Here is a 19,898-nt window from a genome sequence, read left to right as displayed (position 1 = left end):
TTTTCAGCAGGATATTTGAGGTCAGGCATGCGCGCTTCTGTTTCAAACCGACACGGGATTTTTCGGCCTCGTCGGCTTCGTCTGTTGCAATATATTATACGTCGAGACAAAACACCGGCCGCGTTGCTGCTGATGGCCGCGCTGGTGGGTGTGCTGACTGGCCTGACCGCGGTGGCGTTTGATAAAGCCGTTGGCTGGGTGATTCATTCGCGGGTCAACTGGCTGAGCCAGCATGAAAATAATGTCTTTCTTCTTGGCTGCTATGCTTTTATTTTTTCCGCCGTGCTGGCCGCGACAGGCTATTTTCTTGTCAGGCGCTTTGCGCCGGAAGCAGGCGGTTCGGGCATTCCTGAAATCGAAGGTGCGCTGGAAGAACTGAGGCCGGTGCGCTGGTGGCGCGTGTTGCCGGTTAAATTCTTTGGCGGACTTGGCGCAATTGGTTCTGGCATGGTGCTGGGTCGTGAAGGCCCGACGGTTCAGATTGGTGGTAACATCGGGCGTATGTGCCTCGATATCTTTCGCATGCGCTCCTCTGAATCCCGCCACACTATTTTGGCTACCGGGGCCGCATCAGGTCTGGCCGCAGCCTTTAATGCACCGCTGGCGGGCATTCTGTTTATCATTGAAGAAATGCGCCTGCAGTTCCGCTTTAGCCTTATCTCCATTAAAGCCGTGTTTGTGGGCGTCAGTACGTCAAGCATCGTTTTTCTTGCGCTGAACGGTAATCAGCCCATTATCAATATTGGTCAGTTAAAAGACGCTCCGATCCAGACGCTCTGGTTATATTTACTGCTGGGGATTTTATTTGGCGGTTGTGGCGTCGCTTTTAATCGCCTGATATTTACCCTTCAGGATCTGTTTCAAAGGCTGCATCAGGGACGGACATCACGCTGGGTCCTGGGTGGGGCGTTATTGGGCGGCTTATGTGGCTTACTGGGGCTGATATTGCCCCAGGGCGTAACCGGCGGGATTACGCTCATCCCCGACTTTACCGCAGGAAACTATACGTCGATTGCCTTACTGTCCTTATTTTTATTGCGGGCGGTCGTCACGCTACTGTGTTTTGCCTCTGGCGCCCCTGGGGGCATTTTCGCCCCCATGCTGACGCTGGGCACCTTACTGGGTACCTGCGTGGGGCAACTGTGCGTTAACCTGTTCCCAGCCTATCATCTTGAAGCCGCGACGTTTGCCGTAGCAGGCATGGGCGCCTTGTTTGCCGCTTCTGTTCGGGCACCGCTCACCGGAATTATTCTGGTACTGGAGATGACCAACAATTATCAGTTGATCCTGCCGATGATTATTACCTGTCTCGGTGCGACACTCTCTGCACAGTATTTCGGCGGTACACCGCTGTATTCAACGATACTGGCACGTACGCTGGCAAAACAACAACCTCAGGAGGAGGGGGCAACGGCGCGGTAAAAGCATCCCGATTACGGCAGGCAGGGCGCGCGCCATCTGTAAAAGGATGGCGTCCGTATGTAAAGCAGACTGCGCGGAACAGGTGCGATATCACGCAGGCTTGTGCAGGGAAACGTCTGGCAGAGAGAAAAGCGATCAGGAAAAGCCAGCCGGCACGGGCAGGAGAAAGGCCTTAAAACAACGCGAACATAAGGGCGACGGGGAAACTCATCGGCCAGGTTGCACCCACCAGAAAGGCACTCAGTAATTTAATGCTGAGTTTGTCGCGGGCGATAAAAAACGTAATGAGCGCGGCAACAAAAGCAACCACGCCGTAGAAAACCAACATGTGTTGATAAAGTGTCATTTGAGCCCTTATCCCTGATTCATGATTTGTTACGATCATGCGGTTTTTTGTGACTTAGATCAAGTATCAGACCTTTTGTGTAAATAAAAAAACAATGCCTTTCTAAGAAGGTAAACCGTAGAGCAGACAAGGTGAGCTGGCGATTTCATGCTGAAATCGTCGAAAGTTCAGGCGATTATGTAACAGCATGCTCGCGCTTACCGTAAGCCTTCAGGCTAATGACAGCCCTCGCTTTCATAGCGCCTCATGCTTCTGCACAGCCAGGCTTTGCGACATATACTGTTTACGGCAACGTGCCTCACGCTTACCTCCTCTCAATACGGTTTCGCACAGGAGTACCCGGTGAATAAACTGATTTCTCTGCTATTAATTTGTTTGAGTCCTGCGGCATTGGCTTTGACGCTGCAGTCAAAAGATTTTAGTGATAATGGCGTGCTGGATAAGAAGTTCGCGGGCGCAGATAAAAGTAAGCCAGCCTGTACCGGGCAGAATGTTTCTCCTGAACTCAACTGGTCTGAAACACCGGCGGGAACAAAAAGCTTTGCCTTGCTGATGACCGATCCTGTTGGCGCAAAAGGGCTCGGGGTTACGCATATGGTGGCATACAACATTGCCGCTGAACGCAGCGCATTTGCTCAGGGCGAACTGACGCAGGGGAAAGGCTATACCGGCGGTAAGAATTCACCGGGTACGGCGCACTATTATGGTCCTTGTCCCCCTGTGGGATCTGGGCTTCATCACTACAACTTTGTGCTTATTGCCACAGACCTGCCGCCGTCTGCGCTCAAAGCCGGTTTAACGCATGATCAACTGCTGAGTAAACTTAAAGGGCATGCGCTGGCTGCTGCAAGCACCGTCGCCCGTTTCGGCAATGACTAACGTGCTATGCGATCAAAAAAACACCCTGCATGTGCAGGGTGTTTTTCGTTAGTTTGCTTTATTTCGCGTCGGCTGGTGAGGGTGGCACTGGTTCTGCGCTTTTATCCAGTTTTCTAATCAGGCTATGCGCTTCAGCTTCGGTTGCCACAGCGGGGGATGAACCGCTTAACGGCTTACGGGCGGTTTCCCTGACCGTCAGAATCGTCAGTAATCCAATCACACCCGCCACCATCATATAGTACGCTGGCATCATGGTATTCTGCGTGGTATCGACCAGCCATGCTGTCAGTAACGGGGTTGTCCCGCCAAACAACGATACAGACAGATTAAAGCCGATGGCGAGCGCACTGTAACGAATATCCGTGGTAAACAGTGCCGGTAATGTCGAGGGCATTGTGCCGCTGAAGCAGGTATGGAGCACGCCCAGAATCAACAGTCCCGCAAAGACGGCCCACATATTATGTGTCCCGATCAACATAAAGCAGGGGATGGAGAGCAAAATCAGCCCTACCGCACCGAAACCAATTACCGGGCGGCGCCCAATGCGATCGGTCCAGCGGCCCCACATCAGCGTGAGCGGCATCATCACAAACATGACAACCATGACCAGTAACAGACCGCTCAGTTCAGGTAAACCCAGCACGCCGGTCAGATAGCTGGGCATATACGACGTCAGCATATAGTTCGACACGTTAAATAACAGGACCAGGCCGATACATTTCATCATCGGGACACGATGCTTACTTAGCATCTTAAACAGGCTCAGGCGCGGTTTGCTTTGCTCCAGTTCCTCCTGCTTTTGCATATGCTGTTTGAAGGCCGGCGTTTCTTCCAGTTTCAGACGCACATACAGGCCGAACAAGCCCAACGGTGCGGCGATAAAAAAGGGCACGCGCCAGCCCCACGACATCATCGCCTCGGACGAGATTACCGAAGTCATGACCGTCACCAGACACGCGCCCAGCAGGTAACCGCCAAGCGTTCCAAACTCCAGGAAGCTGCCCATGAAACCGCGACGTTTGTCTGTGGAATATTCTGCGATGAAGGTGGCTGCACCGCCATATTCACCGCCCGTTGAGAACCCCTGCACCAGGCGGGCGACCAACAAGAGGATGGGGGCCATTATCCCGATAGAGGCATAAGAAGGGATAATGCCGATACAAAACGTGCCAATCGACATCATGATCATCGTTATCGCCAACACCTTCTGGCGTCCAATCCGATCGCCAAGTGGACCAAAGACCATCCCACCCAGTGGACGCACTAAAAAGGCGGCCGCAAAAGTACCAAAGGTGGCGATAAGCTGAATCGCGTTATTGGCATCGGGAAAGAAAACCTTACCGATGATCACCGCCAGATAGCTGTAAACCCCGAAGTCGAACCACTCCATGGCATTGCCTAATGCCGCGGCCCCTACTGCCCGCTTCAGCATGTCATTATCAATAACGGTAATATCATCAACAGTGAGTTTTTTTGGCCTTTTATTCCAGAAATGCTTTTTTGGCCTGGTTGACGATGAATGGTTAGTATCCATATTTTCCTCATACGACTTAAATGGGACGAACTATAGCTTTCGCAGCCAGTCAGCGAGGTTAACGGAAGAGAAGGAAGTGAAAGCTATAAGAGGCCAGTAACTTTAATGATAGAGCGTTCTTAACCGCAGCGTAGAAACATAGTCGATGAATGTCATTTTTTGCAAGTCTCTGGGAAAAAAGACTGTCTTATAAGTGAGATAGCAGAAAATGAGTTTTTACTTTTATTTACATTTTGCTATGTTTTCCAAAAGGCACTGAGAGTGACCCGGGAGCCCGTTAAAAGTGGTGCGCGAAGACTCTCTGCCAGCCAGGGCTGGCAGAGAAGGGCACATCAGGCAGGCTTCGCCTCGGGTGTCCGGCCCGAGAACCACCACAACATCAAGGCTACCAGGGCAATGCAGCCTAATGCGCTAAAGGCAATACTGTAAGAGTAACGGGCCACAATCAGGCCTGTCATGGCCGGGCTCATGGACGCCCCAACGCCCTGCATCAGCATTACCACACTCTGGCCAGCGTTCACGTGCCCACTGCCGCGCAACAGCGACACGATATAGCCCGGCACGGCGACGCCCAGTATCCCGGCCGCAATACCGTCCAGGATTTGTACGGGAACCACGAAAAAGGTCTCCGGAAATTCTGCTGCAATAACCGCGCGCAGTGGCATCATTAACAGTGCGGTCATGATTAAACGGCGATAGCCAATGTGATCGACACGTTTAGAGACAAAGATCGCGACAGGGATCATCACTAACTGGGAAATTACGACCGTTGCGGCAGCATACAGGCCGGGATCCACCGTATCAGGTCCGGTTGAGGAGGCCACACGCATGCTCAGCATGGGCAACAGCGCAGCGTTAGCCAGATGGAACAGCAGCAGCGTCAATCCGGCCACCAGCAACGCCGGTTTGCGCGCCAGTATCCACAGGCTGAGCGTAGGTTTATCCGACGATTTATCGTCCAGGCCGCGCGCCACATCATGGTCAATATCGTCTGCACGAATAGCCAGGGTGGCGATAGCCGCAAATACCGCCATGACCATCATCAGGATGAACACCGCACCCAGCCCCCATTTCCAGGCGGCAAAACCTGCAAGGACAGCCGCCAGCGTATTACCCGCATGGTTATAGGCTTCGTTTCGTCCCATCTGACGGTTGAACCCTTTTTGCCCGGTCAGGCCCAGCGTTATACCTGCCACCGTCGGACCGATGAAGGCGGCAGCGATGCCCGCGACGATTTGCGAAATAATCGCCGTCCATGACTGATTGCTGTACCAGAGCAGTAAGGTAGCGACCGTAATCACGACACAACCCGCCAGGATAATAAAGCGTTTGTAACGTGTGGCGTCGGCAACCACACCCGCCGGTAACGTTGAGAGCAGTCCGGCGATACCGCCTGAGGTCATCACCAGGCCTATTTCATCCGGGCTCCAGTGGCGTTCTGTCAAAAAAATGCCTAAAAAGGGCCCAAGGCCGTCTCTGACGTCGGCCAGAAAAAAACTCATCAGGCACAGCGCCTGAAGTGACCGTTGTGACATGTGCTTTTCCCTGTAGCTGATAAGAAGGTGTGGGTAACGACCACATTTCAATGCGTAACGCAATGCATCATGGCAGTAAAAATACTCAGTAACATAACGTTAAAGTTACAAAATGAAAAAATTCACGTTTTGTGTAATTTAGTCTAATGACTGGCTGACTGTGTGAGGGGCTCTGAGGCTGCCAGCGGTCAGGCTTTATGCCATAGCGTGCCATCCCCTTATTGATGCGGCACTGTCTTCATCGTTGCCACTGGGGAGGCCTGCGGAGGGAGCAGTGTTGGGTCGTGCAGAATTTCACAATTTTTATCCAGAAGCGATTCGACGGATGCCCGGTTCCCTTTATCCCAGCCTCGTCGCGTCACCAGCAGGATAAAGCCGTTTTTTCCTGAAAACGTGGCAGGAACAACGGCAATCCCGTATTCCGCCAACTGAGTCGGAGACAGATGAAAATCGCGGGCAACGGATGCAACAGGATAAATGCCCATCACACTGGGCTGCAGGACGCGTCGCGCATAATAAGTGTGCGTTAACAATTTGTCTGGCAGGGGATGCCAGTCATCCAGAATATAAGGGCGTTCAGCCTGTAACTGGCGATAGACATCTTCCCGCAGGCAGGTGAGATGAATATGCAGTTGATTCTGGCTGCGCCCCCAGGCGGAATTGACAGCCATGCCCAGCCTGTCTTCCGGCACAGTTCCGCCATACGCCGCCATTACGCGATAACGCATCAGCCACGCATAACCGAAATAGTCTGTGCGGGTCGTATACGACAATAAGGGGCTTTCGATACCAGATAACAAAAGTGTGGGCACCAGAATAAAATGATACGGATAACGTGGATTTTGAATAACGCTGAAGCCCTGCTGTTCCCCTTTTGCAAGATAGACTTGCTGGCAGGGGGCAGGATAGCCAGTGTACGCGTAGTTCACCCTGCAAACGTCGTTCGTCACCATCCACAACACATCCTGGCGCGCACAGCCTGACAGCGCAAAAGCTATCCCTGCCAGAATACACAGACGGCACAGAAGGGGCAGGAGAGCCATCAGACTGCCGCCGGTGTTAACGTGCCGCGTGGCGCCGTGCTATGTGCATAATCCGAAGTGTTCGCGTTCTGAAATGCCATACCTTATTTGTCCTTACAGGCTTATCCGTTCCACCGGCTACACAATAAATTAGCGCCACGCCACAATAAAGGCCACAGCGTGTGTGACAGAAGATCATCCCGCGCGTGTTTCTGCGCTGGCCGTGCCGAACGCCCATCGGCCGCAGAGGTGAGATCTTTGATCACTTAGCGAATCACCAGCTGTGTCAGTGCGGATAACAAGGCATCTACCTTCGGCAGCAGTTGCTTACGGCGTGGCCAGATGACGCTCAGGGCCAGACCATCAGGCTGTAATTGTGGCAGGATAATCTCCAGTTCGCCTTTAGCTACGGCACTGTTTACCAGCCAGGAGGGCATTTGCGCTATGCCAAGTCCGGCTATGACCGCCTGGAGTTGCGCATCTACATCACCCAATGCCATCCGAAACGGCATATCTCGCCACTGGACATGTCCTTCTTCACGGGGGAATAACCAGGGTTTGGGCGTGTTATCCGCGCGTTCGTAAAGAATGGCCCGATGTTGCATCAGCGCCTGTTCGTCCTGTGGCCGGCCTTCGCGATCCAGCCAGGCTGGCGATGCACAAAACACCATTCTCTCTCGTCCCAGGTAGCGACTACCCATTGAGGCTGGTAAATCGGCGGATCCGCCAATCCTGACCGCGACATCAATACCTTCGTCGAAGAGATCAATAAAACGATCTGAAAAGCTCACTCTGAGCTCAAGCTCGGGATGCTGCTGGCAAAACGGAATCAGCAACGGCATCACATTCAGGCGACCATACGTATGCGGCACAGCGAGTCGCAGGCGTCCTGACGGAATAATACGTTGTGCTGCCAGAACTGACTCAGCTTCAGCAAGCTCCTCCATGATGCGTATGCAGGTTTGGTAATAGGCGTTACCGGCATCGGTGAGCTGCAGCCTGCGTGTTGTGCGCTCCAGCAGGCGCGAGCCCAGCCGCGCTTCCAGCCGACTGACGCTTTTACTGACGGCGGAGCCGGTGACATGCAGACGTGCTGCCGCAGCAGTAAAACTGCCGCTTTCAACACTGGCAACAAAGGGAACAATATCCTTAAGACGTTGATCGTGCATGATTGATGAACTCAGGTTGAGAATGCTGTGAATAATTACCAATAATAGGAATTAAATTCTCTATTACGCTTAGCATTACGCAAAACGAGGAGAATTAACATGCAAAAACAGGCTTTGATTGTCGGAATCAGCGGGGTTATCGGACGAGCGCTGGCTGAAAGGTTAATGAAAGACGGATGGCAGGTCAGCGGATTATCCCGCGGTCGCGGCGCTGTTCCGCAAGGCTGCCACAGTCTGACGGCCGATTTGACCGATCCCGATGCGGTGCGCGCTACCCTGAAAGATACGAAACCCGATGCGGTATTCTTCAGCGTGTGGGCGCGTCAGGACACCGAAAAAGAGAATATCCGCGTCAATGGCGGGATGATCCGTAATGTCATTGAGGCACTCGGCGAGCGCTTACAGGGGGCGCATGTTGCCCTTGTCACCGGACTGAAGCACTATCTGGGGCCGTTCGAGGCTTACGGTAAAGGTGCGGTGCCGGTTACGCCTTTCCGTGAAGAACAAGGTCGTCAGCCCGTTGATAACTTTTATTACGCGCAGGAAGATGAGGTTTTTGCAGGCGCTGACAAGTACGACTACCGCTGGAGTGTCCATCGTCCCCATACCATTATTGGCTATGCGCTCGGCAATGCCATGAACATGGGGCAGACGCTGGCCGTTTACGCGACCTTGTGTAAAGAAAAAGGCTGGCCGTTTATCTTCCCGGGCTCACCTGAACAGTGGAACGGCGTTGTGGATATGACTGATGCGGACCTCCTGGCTGAACAACTTGAGTGGGCGGCAACCAGTCCAGACGCGGCCAATCAGGATTTTAACGCTGTCAATGGTGATGTGTTCCGCTGGAACTGGATGTGGCCGAAACTGGCTGAATATTTTGGTATTGAAGCCGCTGCTTATCCGGCAAAAATGATGCCGCTCGATGGCCGTATGCAGGACGCTGCCAGCGTATGGCAGGCCATTGCCGGGCGCGAAAACCTGCGCGAGAGCGACGTCACCCGACTGGCGTCATGGTGGCACACTGACGCCGATCTGGGCCGTCCAATGGAAGCCTTTACCGATATGAGTAAAAGCCGTAAAGCGGGGTTTACCGGCTACCGCAGCACGCTGGATTCATTCATCCAGCTGTTCGATAAGCTGAAGCAGGAAAAAATCATCCCGCAGTAACGGGATTCGGCCCTGTCAACGGAAGGCCATCGTCGCTGCGCTAAGGGTTATACTTGTAGTCTGACTGACGTGAAATAAGGACCAGGACGATGGCAACGTGTTTTATCATTGGCGCGGCGGGAAAAGTAGGTACCCACCTGACGAAACAGCTTTGCGCCAGACAGCATGCGGTCTCGGCGCTGCACCGTAAACCGGAGCAGGCCGAAGCCATCACCGTTGTGGGCGCGACACCGATCATGGGCGATCTTCAGAAACTCAGCGTTGAGACGCTGGCGCAGAAAATGACCGGTCATGAGGTGGTGATTTTCAGCGCAGGGGCGGGTGGTGCTGGCATTGAACTCACCAATGCTATTGATGGTCAGGGTCTGGCGCTGGCGGTTGCTGCAGCAGAGAAGGCGGGGGTTAACCGTTTTTTGCTGGTGTCGGTTTTTCCGGATGCGGCGCGGGGCGAAAAAACGTCTGAAGGCTTCGAGAACTACATGCATGTGAAGCGGCTGGCGGATGTTCGCCTGGTGGAAAGTCAGCTTGACTGGGTAATCCTGCGTCCCGGGACGTTAACGGATACGGCGGGCAGTGGCACCGTACGAGCCGGTTACGCCATCCCCTACGGAGCGGTTCCACGTGAAGACGTTGCCGCCACGCTGGTGGCGCTCGTTGAAACACCGCAACTGAATCACAAAATCATTGAACTGACCGCAGGTGATGAAAGCATCAGTCACGCTCTGCAACGTTTGCAGCGCTAAAAAAAACGGCCCCTGTCAGGGGGCCGTTTTCTGTTACTGCCAGCTTATTTTACACAGCGCGAGCAGTGTTCACGTTCGATATGCTGGAAAAAGTCATTTCCTTTGTCATCGACCAGAATGAAGGCCGGGAAATTTTCTACTTCGATTTTCCAGATTGCTTCCATTCCTAACTCAGCGTATTCCACACACTCCAGGCTCTTGATGCTCTGTTGCGCCAGAACTGCCGCGGGTCCGCCAATACTGCCCAGGTAAAACCCGCCGTGTTTATGACAGGCATCAGTAACCTGCTGGCTGCGGTTGCCTTTTGCCAGCATCACTTTGCTGCCGCCATTTGCCTGCAGAAGGTCAACATAGGAATCCATGCGGCCTGCTGTTGTCGGGCCCAGTGAACCCGATGCATAGCCTTCAGGCGTTTTTGCCGGTCCGGCATAGTATACCGGGTGATCCTTGATGTACTGCGGCAGGCCTTCGCCGTTATCAATACGTTCTTTCAATTTCGCATGCGCAATATCGCGGGCCACGATAATGGTGCCGGTCAGGGACAGACGGGTGGACACCGGATACTCAGAAAGCTGTGCAAGAATCTCATTCATTGGGCGATTCAGGTCAATATGCACCACCTCGCCCTCACCCTGTTTGCGCAGCGCTTCAGGAATATAGCGTCCAGGATTGGCTTCCAGCTTCTCAATCCAGATACCGTCGCGGTTGATTTTGGCTTTGATATTGCGGTCAGCGGAGCAGGAGACGCCCATACCGACGGGGCAGGATGCGCCGTGGCGTGGCAGACGGATAACGCGGATATCGTGGGCGAAATATTTTCCGCCAAACTGTGCGCCCAGCCCTAACTGCTGTGCGGCTTCCAGTAATTCCTGTTCCAGCTGAACATCGCGGAATGCCTGGCCATGCTCGTTGCCTTCTGTTGGCAAGCCATCGTAGTAGTGCGTTGACGCCAGCTTCACGGTTTTCAGCGTGCTTTCAGCAGAGGTACCGCCAATGACAAAGGCGATATGGTAAGGCGGACAGGCGGCGGTGCCCAGGGTGCGCATTTTATCGACAAGATAATTCTTCAGCTTACCCGGGCTGAGCAGGGCTTTGGTTTCCTGGTACAGATAGGTTTTGTTGGCTGAACCGCCCCCTTTGGCGATGCAGAGAAATTTGTATTCGTCACCATCCACGCTGTAGAGATCGATCTGGGCGGGCAGGTTAGTCCCGGTGTTGACCTCTTTATACATGTCCAGCGCCGCGTTCTGTGAGTAACGCAGATTGTCTTCGATATAGGTATTGTAAATCCCCTTTGACAGGGCGGCCTCATCACCTCCACCTGTCCACACGCGCTGACCTTTTTTCCCCATAATGATGGCTGTACCGGTGTCCTGGCAGGTTGGCAGCACACCTTTGGCCGCGATTTCTGAATTGCGCAGGAACTGGAGTGCCACATACTTGTCGTTATCGCTGGCTTCAGGATCGTCAAGAATAGAGGCCACCTGCTGCTGGTGGGCCGGGCGCAACATAAAGGAAGCATCATGAAAAGCCTGTTGCGCGAGTAAGGTTAACGCCTGAGGTTCTACTTTCAGCACCTCCTGCCCGTCAAATTCAGCAACGGAAACATAGTCAGGGGTGAGCAGGTAGTATTCGGTATCCTCGTGGGTAAGAGGGAAGGGGTTCTGATAATAAAAAGGTTTGTTCGACATGGTATCTCACTTAATGACGTGCTGGCTCCTTTTGAGACAGGCTGACAGGAGCAACATCACAGGCGAATTCGTTGTTTATTATGCTTGCCAGCCGTAAGCGCAGGCTGGCAAGTAATGGCATGTTATCGTATGACGCGCTGGATTGCACAGGGCGCGGTCAGAACATCCACACCATCCAGGGATAAGCAATCAGCATCATTGCAATCAGGAAGATAGCGCCGAAGATAGTTCCCAGTCGCCAGTAATCCTTAGTGGGTAAGTAGCCGCTGCCGTAATAAATAGGGCTTGGACCTGTACCGTAAGGTGTGATGATGCCCATCACGCCCAGAGAGGTACACAGCATCAGACAGAACACGGGCATATTGATGCCAGGAATCGAGGCGGCAATCGTCAACATGGCAGGCAGTAACGCCGTTGTGTGCGCGGTGGTACTGGCGAACAGGTAATGCAGCAGGAAAAAGGCAATTAACAACACGACCGCCGAGATCTGTGGATCATAGCCTTGCAGTAATATTCCTCCTTCTTTACCCAGCCAGGCGATAAAGCCCACTCTGGCCAGACCGTCAGCCAGGGCTACCAGCGTGGCAAACCAGGCAAAAGTATTCCAGGCCGCTTTGTTGCTGGTGATATCATTCCAGTTAAGCACACCAGTCCACAGCATCAGGATGATGACTAACAGTGCCGCCATGGCCGGTTCGATCCAGGCAGTAGCAAAAATCCACATCAACAGCGCACAGACCACAAACACCAGTAACAGGATTTCATTGCGGGTCAGTTTACCCAGTTTTTCAAGCTCTGCCATCGCCCAGCGTGGCACCTCATCATTCACTTTGACTTCAGGTGGATAGAACCAGTAAGCCAGCAGCGGCATGGTCAGAATCAGCAGCAGACCTAAAGGAATAAAGGCAAGAAACCACATTCCCCAGGAAATATCGAAGCCAATGACGCTTTTGACTAAAGCAAGAGCTAACAGATTCGGCGCCAGTGCAGACAGGAACATGGAGCTGGTAATACAGGCCGCCGTGATGGCAACCCACATTAAGTAGGATCCGATTTTGCGTGCGCTGGGATCGTTGGGTTTAGAGCCATACAGCGGTGGCAGGTTGGCGATAATCGGGTAGATGGTACCGCCACTGCGCGCGGTGTTAGACGGAGTAAAGGGTGCTAACAGCAGGTCAGCAAAAGTGATGGCATAACCTAATGTTAAGCTGCGGCGGCCCAGATATTTCACCAGAATCAGGGCCAGACGACGACCAAACTGCGTTTTATCGTAGCCAGCAGCAAACATGAATGCGCCAAAGATCAGCCACACGGTTGAATTACCAAAGCCGCTGACGGCCCATTTAAAGGACTCCGTTGCCAGTTTAAATGTCGGATTGGCCAGTTCTGTCGGACTAAACAGCAAAAACTGACTGAAGAGGGCGATGACTACGACGCCTGTCAGACCAATTACGGCACCGGGCAGCGGCTCAAAAATCAAGCCTACAATCACCCCAACAAAGATGGCGAAGAAATGCCATGCATAAGGTTCAAGACCGGACGGTACGGGGACGAGTAATAAAAGCACTGCGACGATGACAGGCAGGGCTAGCATCAGTGCTTTATTTTTTTTGCCCGCAGCTGCAGGGGCTGCTTTAGGGGGCTCTTTCATGTTTGAGAGTGTTTTCATAGTGTTTTTCTACGAGTTAAGGATAATACGATTAACGCCCCGGCGAATTCTTCAAGGCATTTTATTTATTCTACATTATAAGAATAACCCGTGGTGTTTTATATTCTTTTAACGTTTCTACTCGTGCGATGCAGAAAATTTAAGAAACCATGTGAATATGATGCGACTTCTGGAAAATAAAATTTTGATCTGGATCAAAAAAGTTAAATTGTATTTTTTATGTTTTAACAAATTAAACAATAATCAATGAGGAACAGGTGAGTAAGATAGCATTGAATACTTTTTGCAACCACATCAGGAAGAAAAAACACAGAACGTTAATTTTAAATTATTGTTTTTAGTGGGTTTATTTTACTGCTGTTTCACTATTGCTTTTTGGTAACTATTGATTAACAATAACCATACATCACGAAATCACTCCAATCAAACAAAAAGTCTAAAGATATTTAAAAGTTAAATAATTAAAATTATATCTTATGAAACTAAATTAACTGATATATTAGAAGCATGACATCGGACCACTTAAATTAAATTAAAAACGTCCAGAAAGAATTCCCGGTTTTTGATATTTTGGAGTTAATCGCAATGAATACACTCACCCCAATTCTTAATCCCCTCACTTTGCCGCGTGGTGCAGTTTTAAAAAATCGTCTGATCATGGCACCAATGACAACCTGTACCGGATTTTATGATGGTACGGTGACCAGCGAGTTGGTTGAATATTACCGTGCACGTGCGGGCAGTATCGGAACAGTGATTGTTGAGTGCTGCTTTATCGATCCAAAAGGTCCGGCTTTTCCGGGTGCGATCGCCATCGACAGCGACAACAAAATACCCGGCTTAAAACGCATCGCTGACGCCATCAAGGAAAAAGGATCCACCGCGATTCTTCAAATCTATCACGGCGGACGCATGGTTGAGCCTGAACTGATTGGCGGTAAAACCCCTGTCGCGCCCAGCGCAATTGCGGCACCCCGTGAAGGGGCAACGACGCCCCGCGCCTTAACGGCAGAAGAAGTGGATACCATGATCACCAAATTTGGTGATGCCGTTAACCGCGCCATCAAAGCGGGTTTCGATGGCGTAGAAATCCATGGCGCTAACACCTATCTTATTCAGCAATTCTACTCACCTAACTCAAATCAGCGTGAAGACAAATGGGGCGGCAGTCGTGATAACCGCGCCCGCTTCCCGCTGGAAGTGCTGGATATCACGCATAAGATGGCCGAGCGCTTTGCGCATAACTCGTTCATCATCGGTTATCGTTTTTCGCCTGAAGAACTCGAAGTGCCCGGCATCCGCTTTGACGACACAATGTACTTACTGGAGAAACTTGCAGCACGGGGCCTGGATTATGTGCACTTCTCTGTCGGGCAGTTGATGCGCCCATCCATCGTGGATACCACCGATCCTACACCGCTTATTGAGAAGTTTATTGCCATGCGGTCAGAAACCCTGGCGAAGGTCCCGGTAATAGGTGTCGGCGGCGTGGTTAACAAAGAGGATGCAGAAAAGGCACTGGAAAAAGGCTATGACCTGGTCGCCGTCGGTAAAGCCTGCATCGCTTATCCAGACTGGACTGACCGCATCATCAATAACGAGCACCTTGAACTCTATATCGACAGCAACAAACGTGAAGCTTTACTCATCCCCGAGCCTCTGTGGCGTTTCTCACTGGTTGACGCCATGATTCGTGACATGAGCGAAACCGGTCGTAAATACAAAGCGGGCGTTTATCAGGAGAAAGTTGAGGCTGAAGCACTGAAGCTGAAAATCAACGTTACGCTGGATACCGATCGTATTACCGATATTTCCCTGGTTCCTCATGACACGCTGGATGTGGACTTCACCACCACGTTTGAAAGTCTGCGTAATCGTATTCTGGTGGCAAACAGCCCACATGTTGACGCGATTACCGGTGCGACGACACAGAGTGAAGCGCTGAAAAAAGCGGTCTCACGCGCAATGACCACATCGAACAAAGCACACGTCATTGAAGAGGGCGGCAATCCCAACGCGCCACAGCAGTATGACGTTGTGGTTGTTGGCAGTGGTGGTGCAGGGCTGGCCGCCGCCATTCAGGCCCACGATGAAGGCGCTAAAGTGGTGGTCATTGAGAAGATGCCGACCATTGGCGGCAACACCATTAAAGCCTCTGTCGGGATGAACGCCGCAGAAACGCGTTTTCAGAAGCTGAAAGGGATTCAGGACAGCAAGGAGCTGTTTTATGAAGAAACCCTCAAAGGCGGTAAATTTAAAAATAATCCCGCGCTGTTGCGTGAGTTTGTTGACTTAGCGCCGGAAGCCATCGACTGGCTGGCAGATCACGGTATTGAGCTTAACGATATCACTATCACAGGCGGTATGAGTATCGACCGTACGCATCGCCCTGCAGACCGCTCCGCTGTCGGCGGCTTCCTGATTAGTGGTCTGGTGAAAAATATCAACAGCCGTAATATCGACGTGCTGCTTGAAACCGCAGTTGAAGAGATCCTGTTTGAAAATGGCGCGGTCAGCGGCGTGAAGGTGGTGGATGAATACAATGACAGCCGTATTCTGAACGCAAAAAGCGTGATTGTGGCGACAGGCGGTTTCAGTGCTAACCGGGAAATGGTGGTGAAATATCGCCCGGAACTGGATGGTTTTGTCACCACCAACCATAAAGGCGCTACCGGTGCAGGCATCGCAATGCTGCAAAAAATTGGGGCGGATACAGTCGATATGGGCGAGATTCAGATTCACCCGACCGTCGAGCAGACGACATCTTACCTGGTCTCAGAATCAATTCGCGGTGGCGGGGCGATCCTGGTCAGCCAGGCAGGCCAGCGCTTCTACAACGAAATGGAAACTCGCGATAAAGTTTCGGCACAGATTATTGCGCTGCCAGAAAAAAGTGCCTGGATTATCTTTGACGAGCAGGTCCGTATGAACAACAAGGCCGCTGATGAATATATTGCGAAAGGCTTTGTGATCAGCGCCCCGAGCGTAGCGGAGCTGGCGGTTAAGCTGAATATGGAACACCGTACGCTGGAAGAGACACTGCAACGCTACAACGGTTTTGTGATTAAACAGAAAGACGAGGATTTTGGCCGTCAAACCGCGCTGCGTCATCCGTTAAGCGAAGGGCCTTTCTATGCCATTCGCATCGCGCCCGGCGTCCATCACACAATGGGCGGCGTGACTATCAACACGGCGACTGCAGTACTGGACACCAATAAGCAGGTTATTAACGGTGCCTGGGCTTGTGGTGAGGTCGTCGGTGGTATCCACGGCGCAAACCGTATCGGTGGAAACGCGGTTGCCGATATCATCATCTTTGGTATTCTTGCTGGCGCAAACGCAGCGGCTTTTGCCAAACGCTAAGCCGTGATATCCGGCATCCGTATAACATCGGATGCCGGTTCTTCTTTCTCCCCGAGTCCTGTCGCTTATGCAAACTGATTCGCACGTGTACGCCTATTCCGCCGTCCTGATGGGCTCGCCCATTCTGCTTAAGCTGTATGAGCATAATGAGGCGCTGGCAGGTCAGGTTTTTCGCTTGATCAAACAGTATGAGAATGTGCTTACCGTCAATCGCGAGCACTCCGAAGTGATGGCGATTAATCATGCGGCCGGTCAGCATCCCGTCAGCGTCAGCCAGCCCGTGTTTAGGTTAATTGAGCGTGCACTTGCGGTCAGCCTGCTGCCTGAAAGTAGTTTTAATCTGGCCATCGGACCGCTGGTCAAATGCTGGAAGATCGGCTTTCAGGGGAAAAGCGTGCCGGCGCGGGCAGAGATACAGGCAAAACTCGCCTTAACCCATCCTGAGTATATTGAACTTGATGCGACGAACCGTTCGGTCTTTCTGAAGCAAGCGGGCATGGAGATTGATCTGGGTGCGATTGCCAAGGGCTATATTGCCGATCGGGTGCAGGCATTTTTACATGAGCAGGGTGTGGACAGCGCGCTCATCAATCTTGGCGGCAATGTGCAAACGCTCGGCGCGCCGCCTGATGCACCGCAGGAAGGCTGGGCAATTGGTTTAAAAAAACCCTTTGCCGCTTCGGACGCGCTGCTTGGGGTGATTAACGTAACGAATAAATCCGTAGTGACTTCCGGGATTTACGAACGTTACTTTGAACAGGAAGGGGTCTGCTACCACCATATCCTGGACAGGCATACCGGCTATCCGCTGGATAACGCGCTACTCAGCGTAACCATTGTGTCAGATCACTCAATTGATGGGGATATTTTTACCACGCTGATCTATGGCATGGGCATTGAAAAGGGGAGCGACTATCTGAAAGCCTATCCCGGCATAGAGGCTATCTTCGTGACGCGCGACAAACGCATCATCTGCTCGTCACAACGTCACTTTGATTTTACATTGCTGGATCACAGCTTCCGCTACATCACTGGCAGTACTGACGTAAAAGTGCGTGATACTCAGGCTGGAGACGGTAACGATAAACCGGACGACCTGTCACACCGTAATGAATGCTCGTAAATAAAATATTGCTTTGTGCCAGCCAAATCAGGTATTTGCGGCAAGATACACGAGAAATATTGACCTCCGTTGCCAGCTCATCGGTGGAAAATTCCGTTCCGGGATGCGCATCAATCCACAGGCAAAGCGTACGCAGTGTTTGCGGTGTCAGTCCTTTAGGCAGACGTTTTGTCTCGTTGGCGTTCGCCGGGTTGCCGTGCAGCAACTGGTCGACATCAGATTGTTGATAAAACTGATGATTATCCATGAGCCGTTTTTTTTGTCGCCAGCCGGTCAATGCTTCTTCAAAGCGCGAAAACTGAAACGGTTTAATCAGGTAATCCACAACACCATAATTCAGCGAGGTTTTGATGGTTGCCGCATCCGCTGCTGACGAGATGATAATCACGTCAATCGGACGACCGGCGCTGCGCAGCTCCGGCAGCAAATCCAGTCCGTTTTCCTGCTGCATATAGATATCCAGCAAAATAAGATCAACGGCCGGATCGGTCTGCAACAGGCGTTCTTTGGCTTGCAGTAACGTGGACGCAGTGCCACAACAGGTAAAACCGTCTATCTGACCGATGTAGCATCGGTTCAGCTCGGCCACCATGGCATCATCGTCTACAACTAACACATTGATCATTCGTTAATATTTCCTCTTTCCCACGGAAGCTGTACTAAAAACTGCGTGTACACGCCTGGCTCGGATTCGACGCTGACGTTACCGCCCAGACTTTCCGTTTGTTGCTTGAGTAAAAACAGTCCAACGCCACGATCTTCACCTTTGGTGGAAACGCCACGTTCGAAAATGGTTGCCAGCTGATCGGCAGGAATGCCGGGACCATCGTCGCTGACCTCACATGACAACCAGCCGTTTTGGTAGTGCAGCATGACGTGAATTTCACCGTCCATATCCGGGTCAAGCGCCTCAAGGGCGTTTTCAATCAGGTTACCCAGCACCGTTATTAATGCGGCAATTTGCTGTTCACTGCCGCTGTCTGGCAGGTAGCTGGCTTCGCTCAGAATTAGCTGATGGCCTTCATCCGTCACACGATTAATTTTGCTTAACAGGAAACCCGCAATGACCGGTGATTTAATCTTCTGCAACAGCGAACCGATTTCGGTCTGGTAGTTATTGGCCGTTTTAAGGATGTACTCTTCCATCTGCGCATAGTTTTTCATGTGCAGCAGCCCAAGAATCACGTGCAGTTTGTTCATGAATTCATGGGAACGTTCACGCAGCGCATCCACATAGTTTACCATGCCGTCGAGACGCTGCATTAGCTGACTGATCTCTGTCTTGTCCCTGAAGGTGCTCACCGCGCCAATGATACTGCTGCGACTACGCACGGGTACGGTGTTGCTGATCAGTATTTTGCCGCGCACGTTAAGTTCTTCATCATATGCGGCTTTGCCTTCATGCAACGCATCACGCAGATGGGTCAGCATTTGCGCATTTTCCGGTACGCGATCGCCACTCAGAAAGGCTTCACGCGTCGTCTCTTTCAATAATTGTGACGCTGCCTGATTGATCAGGCTGACGCGGGACTGATCGTCGACGGCAATGACGCCTTCCTTAATCGAATCCAGGATAGCCTGACGCTCTTCAAACAAACTGGAGATTTCGTACGGCTCTAACCCCAGCAAAATATGCTTCAGGCGTTTTACTAAAATGAAAATGCCCAGCATGCCGACCAACGCGCCTAATAATACCGTCCAGAAGATATTCCAGCGGCTTTTTGTGACTTGTGCGGCAACGTCATTCACTGAGATGCCAATAGCCACAACGCCGATTTGCTGGTGTCTGGCATTAAACACAGGTGTAAACACTCGGAGTGCTTCGACCAGAACGCCATGATTAACCGCAACGTTCTCATGACCCTGTAAAGCAGGGTTAATATCCTCACCGACAAAATGTTGGTTAACCGCATCAGGATTCGGATGCGAAAACCGAATACCGCGCATATCTGTTACCACGACAAACAGCAAATCATTACGTTTACGCGTTGCCTGGGCGATAGGCTGAATGATCTTGCTGCCATCAGGCTGGGTCAGCGCCTGCTGGATTTCCGGGCTGTCAGCCAGCGTTCGCGCCACGGCCAGGGCCTTATCTTTCACATGCGCACGTGTGAAGTTATCAATCTGCACATAGTAAAGCAGATGTACGCTTAACAAGACGGTCATCAACACAGCAGCCATCATCAGAGACGAGAGCGTGCTGAGTTTCATGGGGCGTTTTTTAGACGAACGGTG

Annotated in this window: 15 protein-coding genes; 6 read left to right on the top strand and 9 right to left on the bottom strand. The window is 51.9% G+C overall.

Going from position 1 to position 19,898, the window contains the following annotated elements; all coding sequences use genetic code 11:
- Positions 1–27 precede the first annotated feature (27 nt).
- Positions 28–1,422: a H(+)/Cl(-) exchange transporter ClcA gene (gene clcA / locus RAC90_RS17420; protein ID WP_033742298.1), complete on the top strand. Its 1,395-nt coding sequence runs from the start codon at positions 28–30 to the stop codon at positions 1,420–1,422.
- A 172-nt stretch (positions 1,423–1,594) separates the two neighbouring features.
- Here the strand turns inward: clcA and RAC90_RS17415 are convergent, their stop codons facing one another.
- Positions 1,595–1,768 (bottom strand): GhoT/OrtT family toxin, encoded by a 174-nt coding sequence (locus tag RAC90_RS17415; protein ID WP_006122059.1) that lies wholly within the window; start codon positions 1,766–1,768, stop codon positions 1,595–1,597.
- Positions 1,769–2,110: 342 nt separating this feature from the next.
- Between RAC90_RS17415 and RAC90_RS17410 the strand changes: the two genes are divergently transcribed.
- The gene (locus RAC90_RS17410) at positions 2,111–2,647 is read left to right on the top strand and encodes a YbhB/YbcL family Raf kinase inhibitor-like protein (protein ID WP_054687876.1); all 537 of its coding nucleotides are present in this window, start codon (positions 2,111–2,113) and stop codon (positions 2,645–2,647) included.
- Positions 2,648–2,705: 58 nt separating this feature from the next.
- Here RAC90_RS17410 and proP read toward each other — a convergent pair whose 3' ends face one another.
- From proP to RAC90_RS17390, 4 genes are all read right to left on the bottom strand, one after another.
- Positions 2,706–4,181, bottom strand: a complete 1,476-nt coding sequence (proP, locus tag RAC90_RS17405; RefSeq protein WP_054687877.1) for a glycine betaine/L-proline transporter ProP — start codon at positions 4,179–4,181, stop codon at positions 2,706–2,708.
- A gap of 332 nt (positions 4,182–4,513) precedes the next feature.
- Positions 4,514–5,716, bottom strand: coding sequence for an MFS transporter (locus RAC90_RS17400; RefSeq protein WP_039339306.1), 1,203 nt, complete (start codon positions 5,714–5,716; stop codon positions 4,514–4,516).
- Between the two features lie 218 nt (positions 5,717–5,934).
- The gene (locus RAC90_RS17395) at positions 5,935–6,759 is read right to left on the bottom strand and encodes a CDP-diacylglycerol diphosphatase (RefSeq protein ID WP_058702475.1); all 825 of its coding nucleotides are present in this window, start codon (positions 6,757–6,759) and stop codon (positions 5,935–5,937) included.
- Positions 6,760–7,004: 245 nt separating this feature from the next.
- Positions 7,005–7,907, bottom strand: a complete 903-nt coding sequence (locus tag RAC90_RS17390; RefSeq protein WP_006122064.1) for a LysR family transcriptional regulator — start codon at positions 7,905–7,907, stop codon at positions 7,005–7,007.
- Between the two features lie 99 nt (positions 7,908–8,006).
- On the opposite strand from RAC90_RS17390, the gene RAC90_RS17385 reads away from it, so the two are divergent.
- Both RAC90_RS17385 and RAC90_RS17380 read left to right on the top strand, forming a co-directional pair.
- Positions 8,007–9,074: an SDR family oxidoreductase gene (locus RAC90_RS17385; RefSeq protein ID WP_058702474.1), complete on the top strand. Its 1,068-nt coding sequence runs from the start codon at positions 8,007–8,009 to the stop codon at positions 9,072–9,074.
- 89 nt (positions 9,075–9,163) lie between these two features.
- On the top strand, positions 9,164–9,817 hold the full coding sequence (locus RAC90_RS17380) for an SDR family oxidoreductase (protein ID WP_006122066.1): 654 nt from the start codon (positions 9,164–9,166) through the stop codon (positions 9,815–9,817).
- 44 nt (positions 9,818–9,861) lie between these two features.
- Here the strand turns inward: RAC90_RS17380 and fumA are convergent, their stop codons facing one another.
- Together fumA and RAC90_RS17370 are read right to left on the bottom strand one after the other, a co-directional pair.
- Positions 9,862–11,508 carry a class I fumarate hydratase FumA gene (fumA, locus tag RAC90_RS17375; RefSeq protein ID WP_058702473.1) on the bottom strand — a complete coding sequence of 549 codons (1,647 nt, stop codon included), beginning with the start codon at positions 11,506–11,508 and terminating at the stop codon, positions 9,862–9,864.
- Positions 11,509–11,665: 157 nt separating this feature from the next.
- A complete protein-coding gene (locus RAC90_RS17370; protein ID WP_039339314.1) occupies positions 11,666–13,177 on the bottom strand; it encodes a DASS family sodium-coupled anion symporter in 1,512 nt (503 codons plus the stop codon).
- Between the two features lie 585 nt (positions 13,178–13,762).
- Between RAC90_RS17370 and RAC90_RS17365 the strand changes: the two genes are divergently transcribed.
- Together RAC90_RS17365 and RAC90_RS17360 are read left to right on the top strand one after the other, a co-directional pair.
- Complete coding sequence (locus RAC90_RS17365; protein ID WP_375124578.1) at positions 13,763–16,540, top strand: flavocytochrome c; 2,778 nt, start codon at positions 13,763–13,765, stop codon at positions 16,538–16,540.
- Between the two features lie 67 nt (positions 16,541–16,607).
- Positions 16,608–17,663: an FAD:protein FMN transferase gene (locus RAC90_RS17360; RefSeq protein WP_058702471.1), complete on the top strand. Its 1,056-nt coding sequence runs from the start codon at positions 16,608–16,610 to the stop codon at positions 17,661–17,663.
- Here the strand turns inward: RAC90_RS17360 and dcuR are convergent.
- Both dcuR and RAC90_RS17350 read right to left on the bottom strand, forming a co-directional pair.
- The gene (gene dcuR / locus RAC90_RS17355; protein WP_006122071.1) at positions 17,569–18,288 is read right to left on the bottom strand and encodes a two-component system response regulator DcuR; all 720 of its coding nucleotides are present in this window, start codon (positions 18,286–18,288) and stop codon (positions 17,569–17,571) included. The genes RAC90_RS17360 and dcuR overlap by 95 nt on opposite strands.
- Positions 18,285–19,874: a sensor histidine kinase gene (locus RAC90_RS17350; protein WP_058702581.1), complete on the bottom strand. Its 1,590-nt coding sequence runs from the start codon at positions 19,872–19,874 to the stop codon at positions 18,285–18,287. The genes dcuR and RAC90_RS17350 overlap by 4 nt, the downstream gene beginning before the upstream one ends.
- Positions 19,875–19,898: the final 24 nt, after the last annotated feature.

It is taken from the genome of Pantoea sp. CS_6 (genome assembly GCF_041954745.1).
GTDB lineage: Bacteria > Pseudomonadota > Gammaproteobacteria > Enterobacterales > Enterobacteriaceae > Pantoea > Pantoea stewartii.
The sequence above is the reverse complement of the archived record's forward strand: the minus strand, read 5'-3'. Positions and strand labels throughout refer to the sequence as shown.

Excerpts from the sequence above, each read along its gene's own strand:
- clcA (WP_033742298.1), top strand. The coding sequence starts at position 28 with ATGCGCGCTTCTGTTTCAAACCGACACGGGATTTTTCGGCCTCGTCGG.
- RAC90_RS17415 (WP_006122059.1), bottom strand. The coding sequence starts at position 1,768 with ATGACACTTTATCAACACATGTTGGTTTTCTACGGCGTGGTTGCTTTT.
- proP (WP_054687877.1), bottom strand. The coding sequence starts at position 4,181 with ATGGATACTAACCATTCATCGTCAACCAGGCCAAAAAAGCATTTCTGG.
- RAC90_RS17400 (WP_039339306.1), bottom strand. The coding sequence starts at position 5,716 with ATGTCACAACGGTCACTTCAGGCGCTGTGCCTGATGAGTTTTTTTCTG.
- RAC90_RS17395 (WP_058702475.1), bottom strand. The coding sequence starts at position 6,759 with ATGGCTCTCCTGCCCCTTCTGTGCCGTCTGTGTATTCTGGCAGGGATA.
- RAC90_RS17390 (WP_006122064.1), bottom strand. The coding sequence starts at position 7,907 with ATGCACGATCAACGTCTTAAGGATATTGTTCCCTTTGTTGCCAGTGTT.
- RAC90_RS17385 (WP_058702474.1), top strand. The coding sequence starts at position 8,007 with ATGCAAAAACAGGCTTTGATTGTCGGAATCAGCGGGGTTATCGGACGA.
- RAC90_RS17380 (WP_006122066.1), top strand. The coding sequence starts at position 9,164 with ATGGCAACGTGTTTTATCATTGGCGCGGCGGGAAAAGTAGGTACCCAC.
- fumA (WP_058702473.1), bottom strand. The coding sequence starts at position 11,508 with ATGTCGAACAAACCTTTTTATTATCAGAACCCCTTCCCTCTTACCCAC.
- RAC90_RS17370 (WP_039339314.1), bottom strand. The coding sequence starts at position 13,177 with ATGAAAACACTCTCAAACATGAAAGAGCCCCCTAAAGCAGCCCCTGCA.
- RAC90_RS17365 (WP_375124578.1), top strand. The coding sequence starts at position 13,763 with ATGAATACACTCACCCCAATTCTTAATCCCCTCACTTTGCCGCGTGGT.
- RAC90_RS17360 (WP_058702471.1), top strand. The coding sequence starts at position 16,608 with ATGCAAACTGATTCGCACGTGTACGCCTATTCCGCCGTCCTGATGGGC.
- dcuR (WP_006122071.1), bottom strand. The coding sequence starts at position 18,288 with ATGATCAATGTGTTAGTTGTAGACGATGATGCCATGGTGGCCGAGCTG.
- RAC90_RS17350 (WP_058702581.1), bottom strand. The coding sequence starts at position 19,874 with ATGAAACTCAGCACGCTCTCGTCTCTGATGATGGCTGCTGTGTTGATG.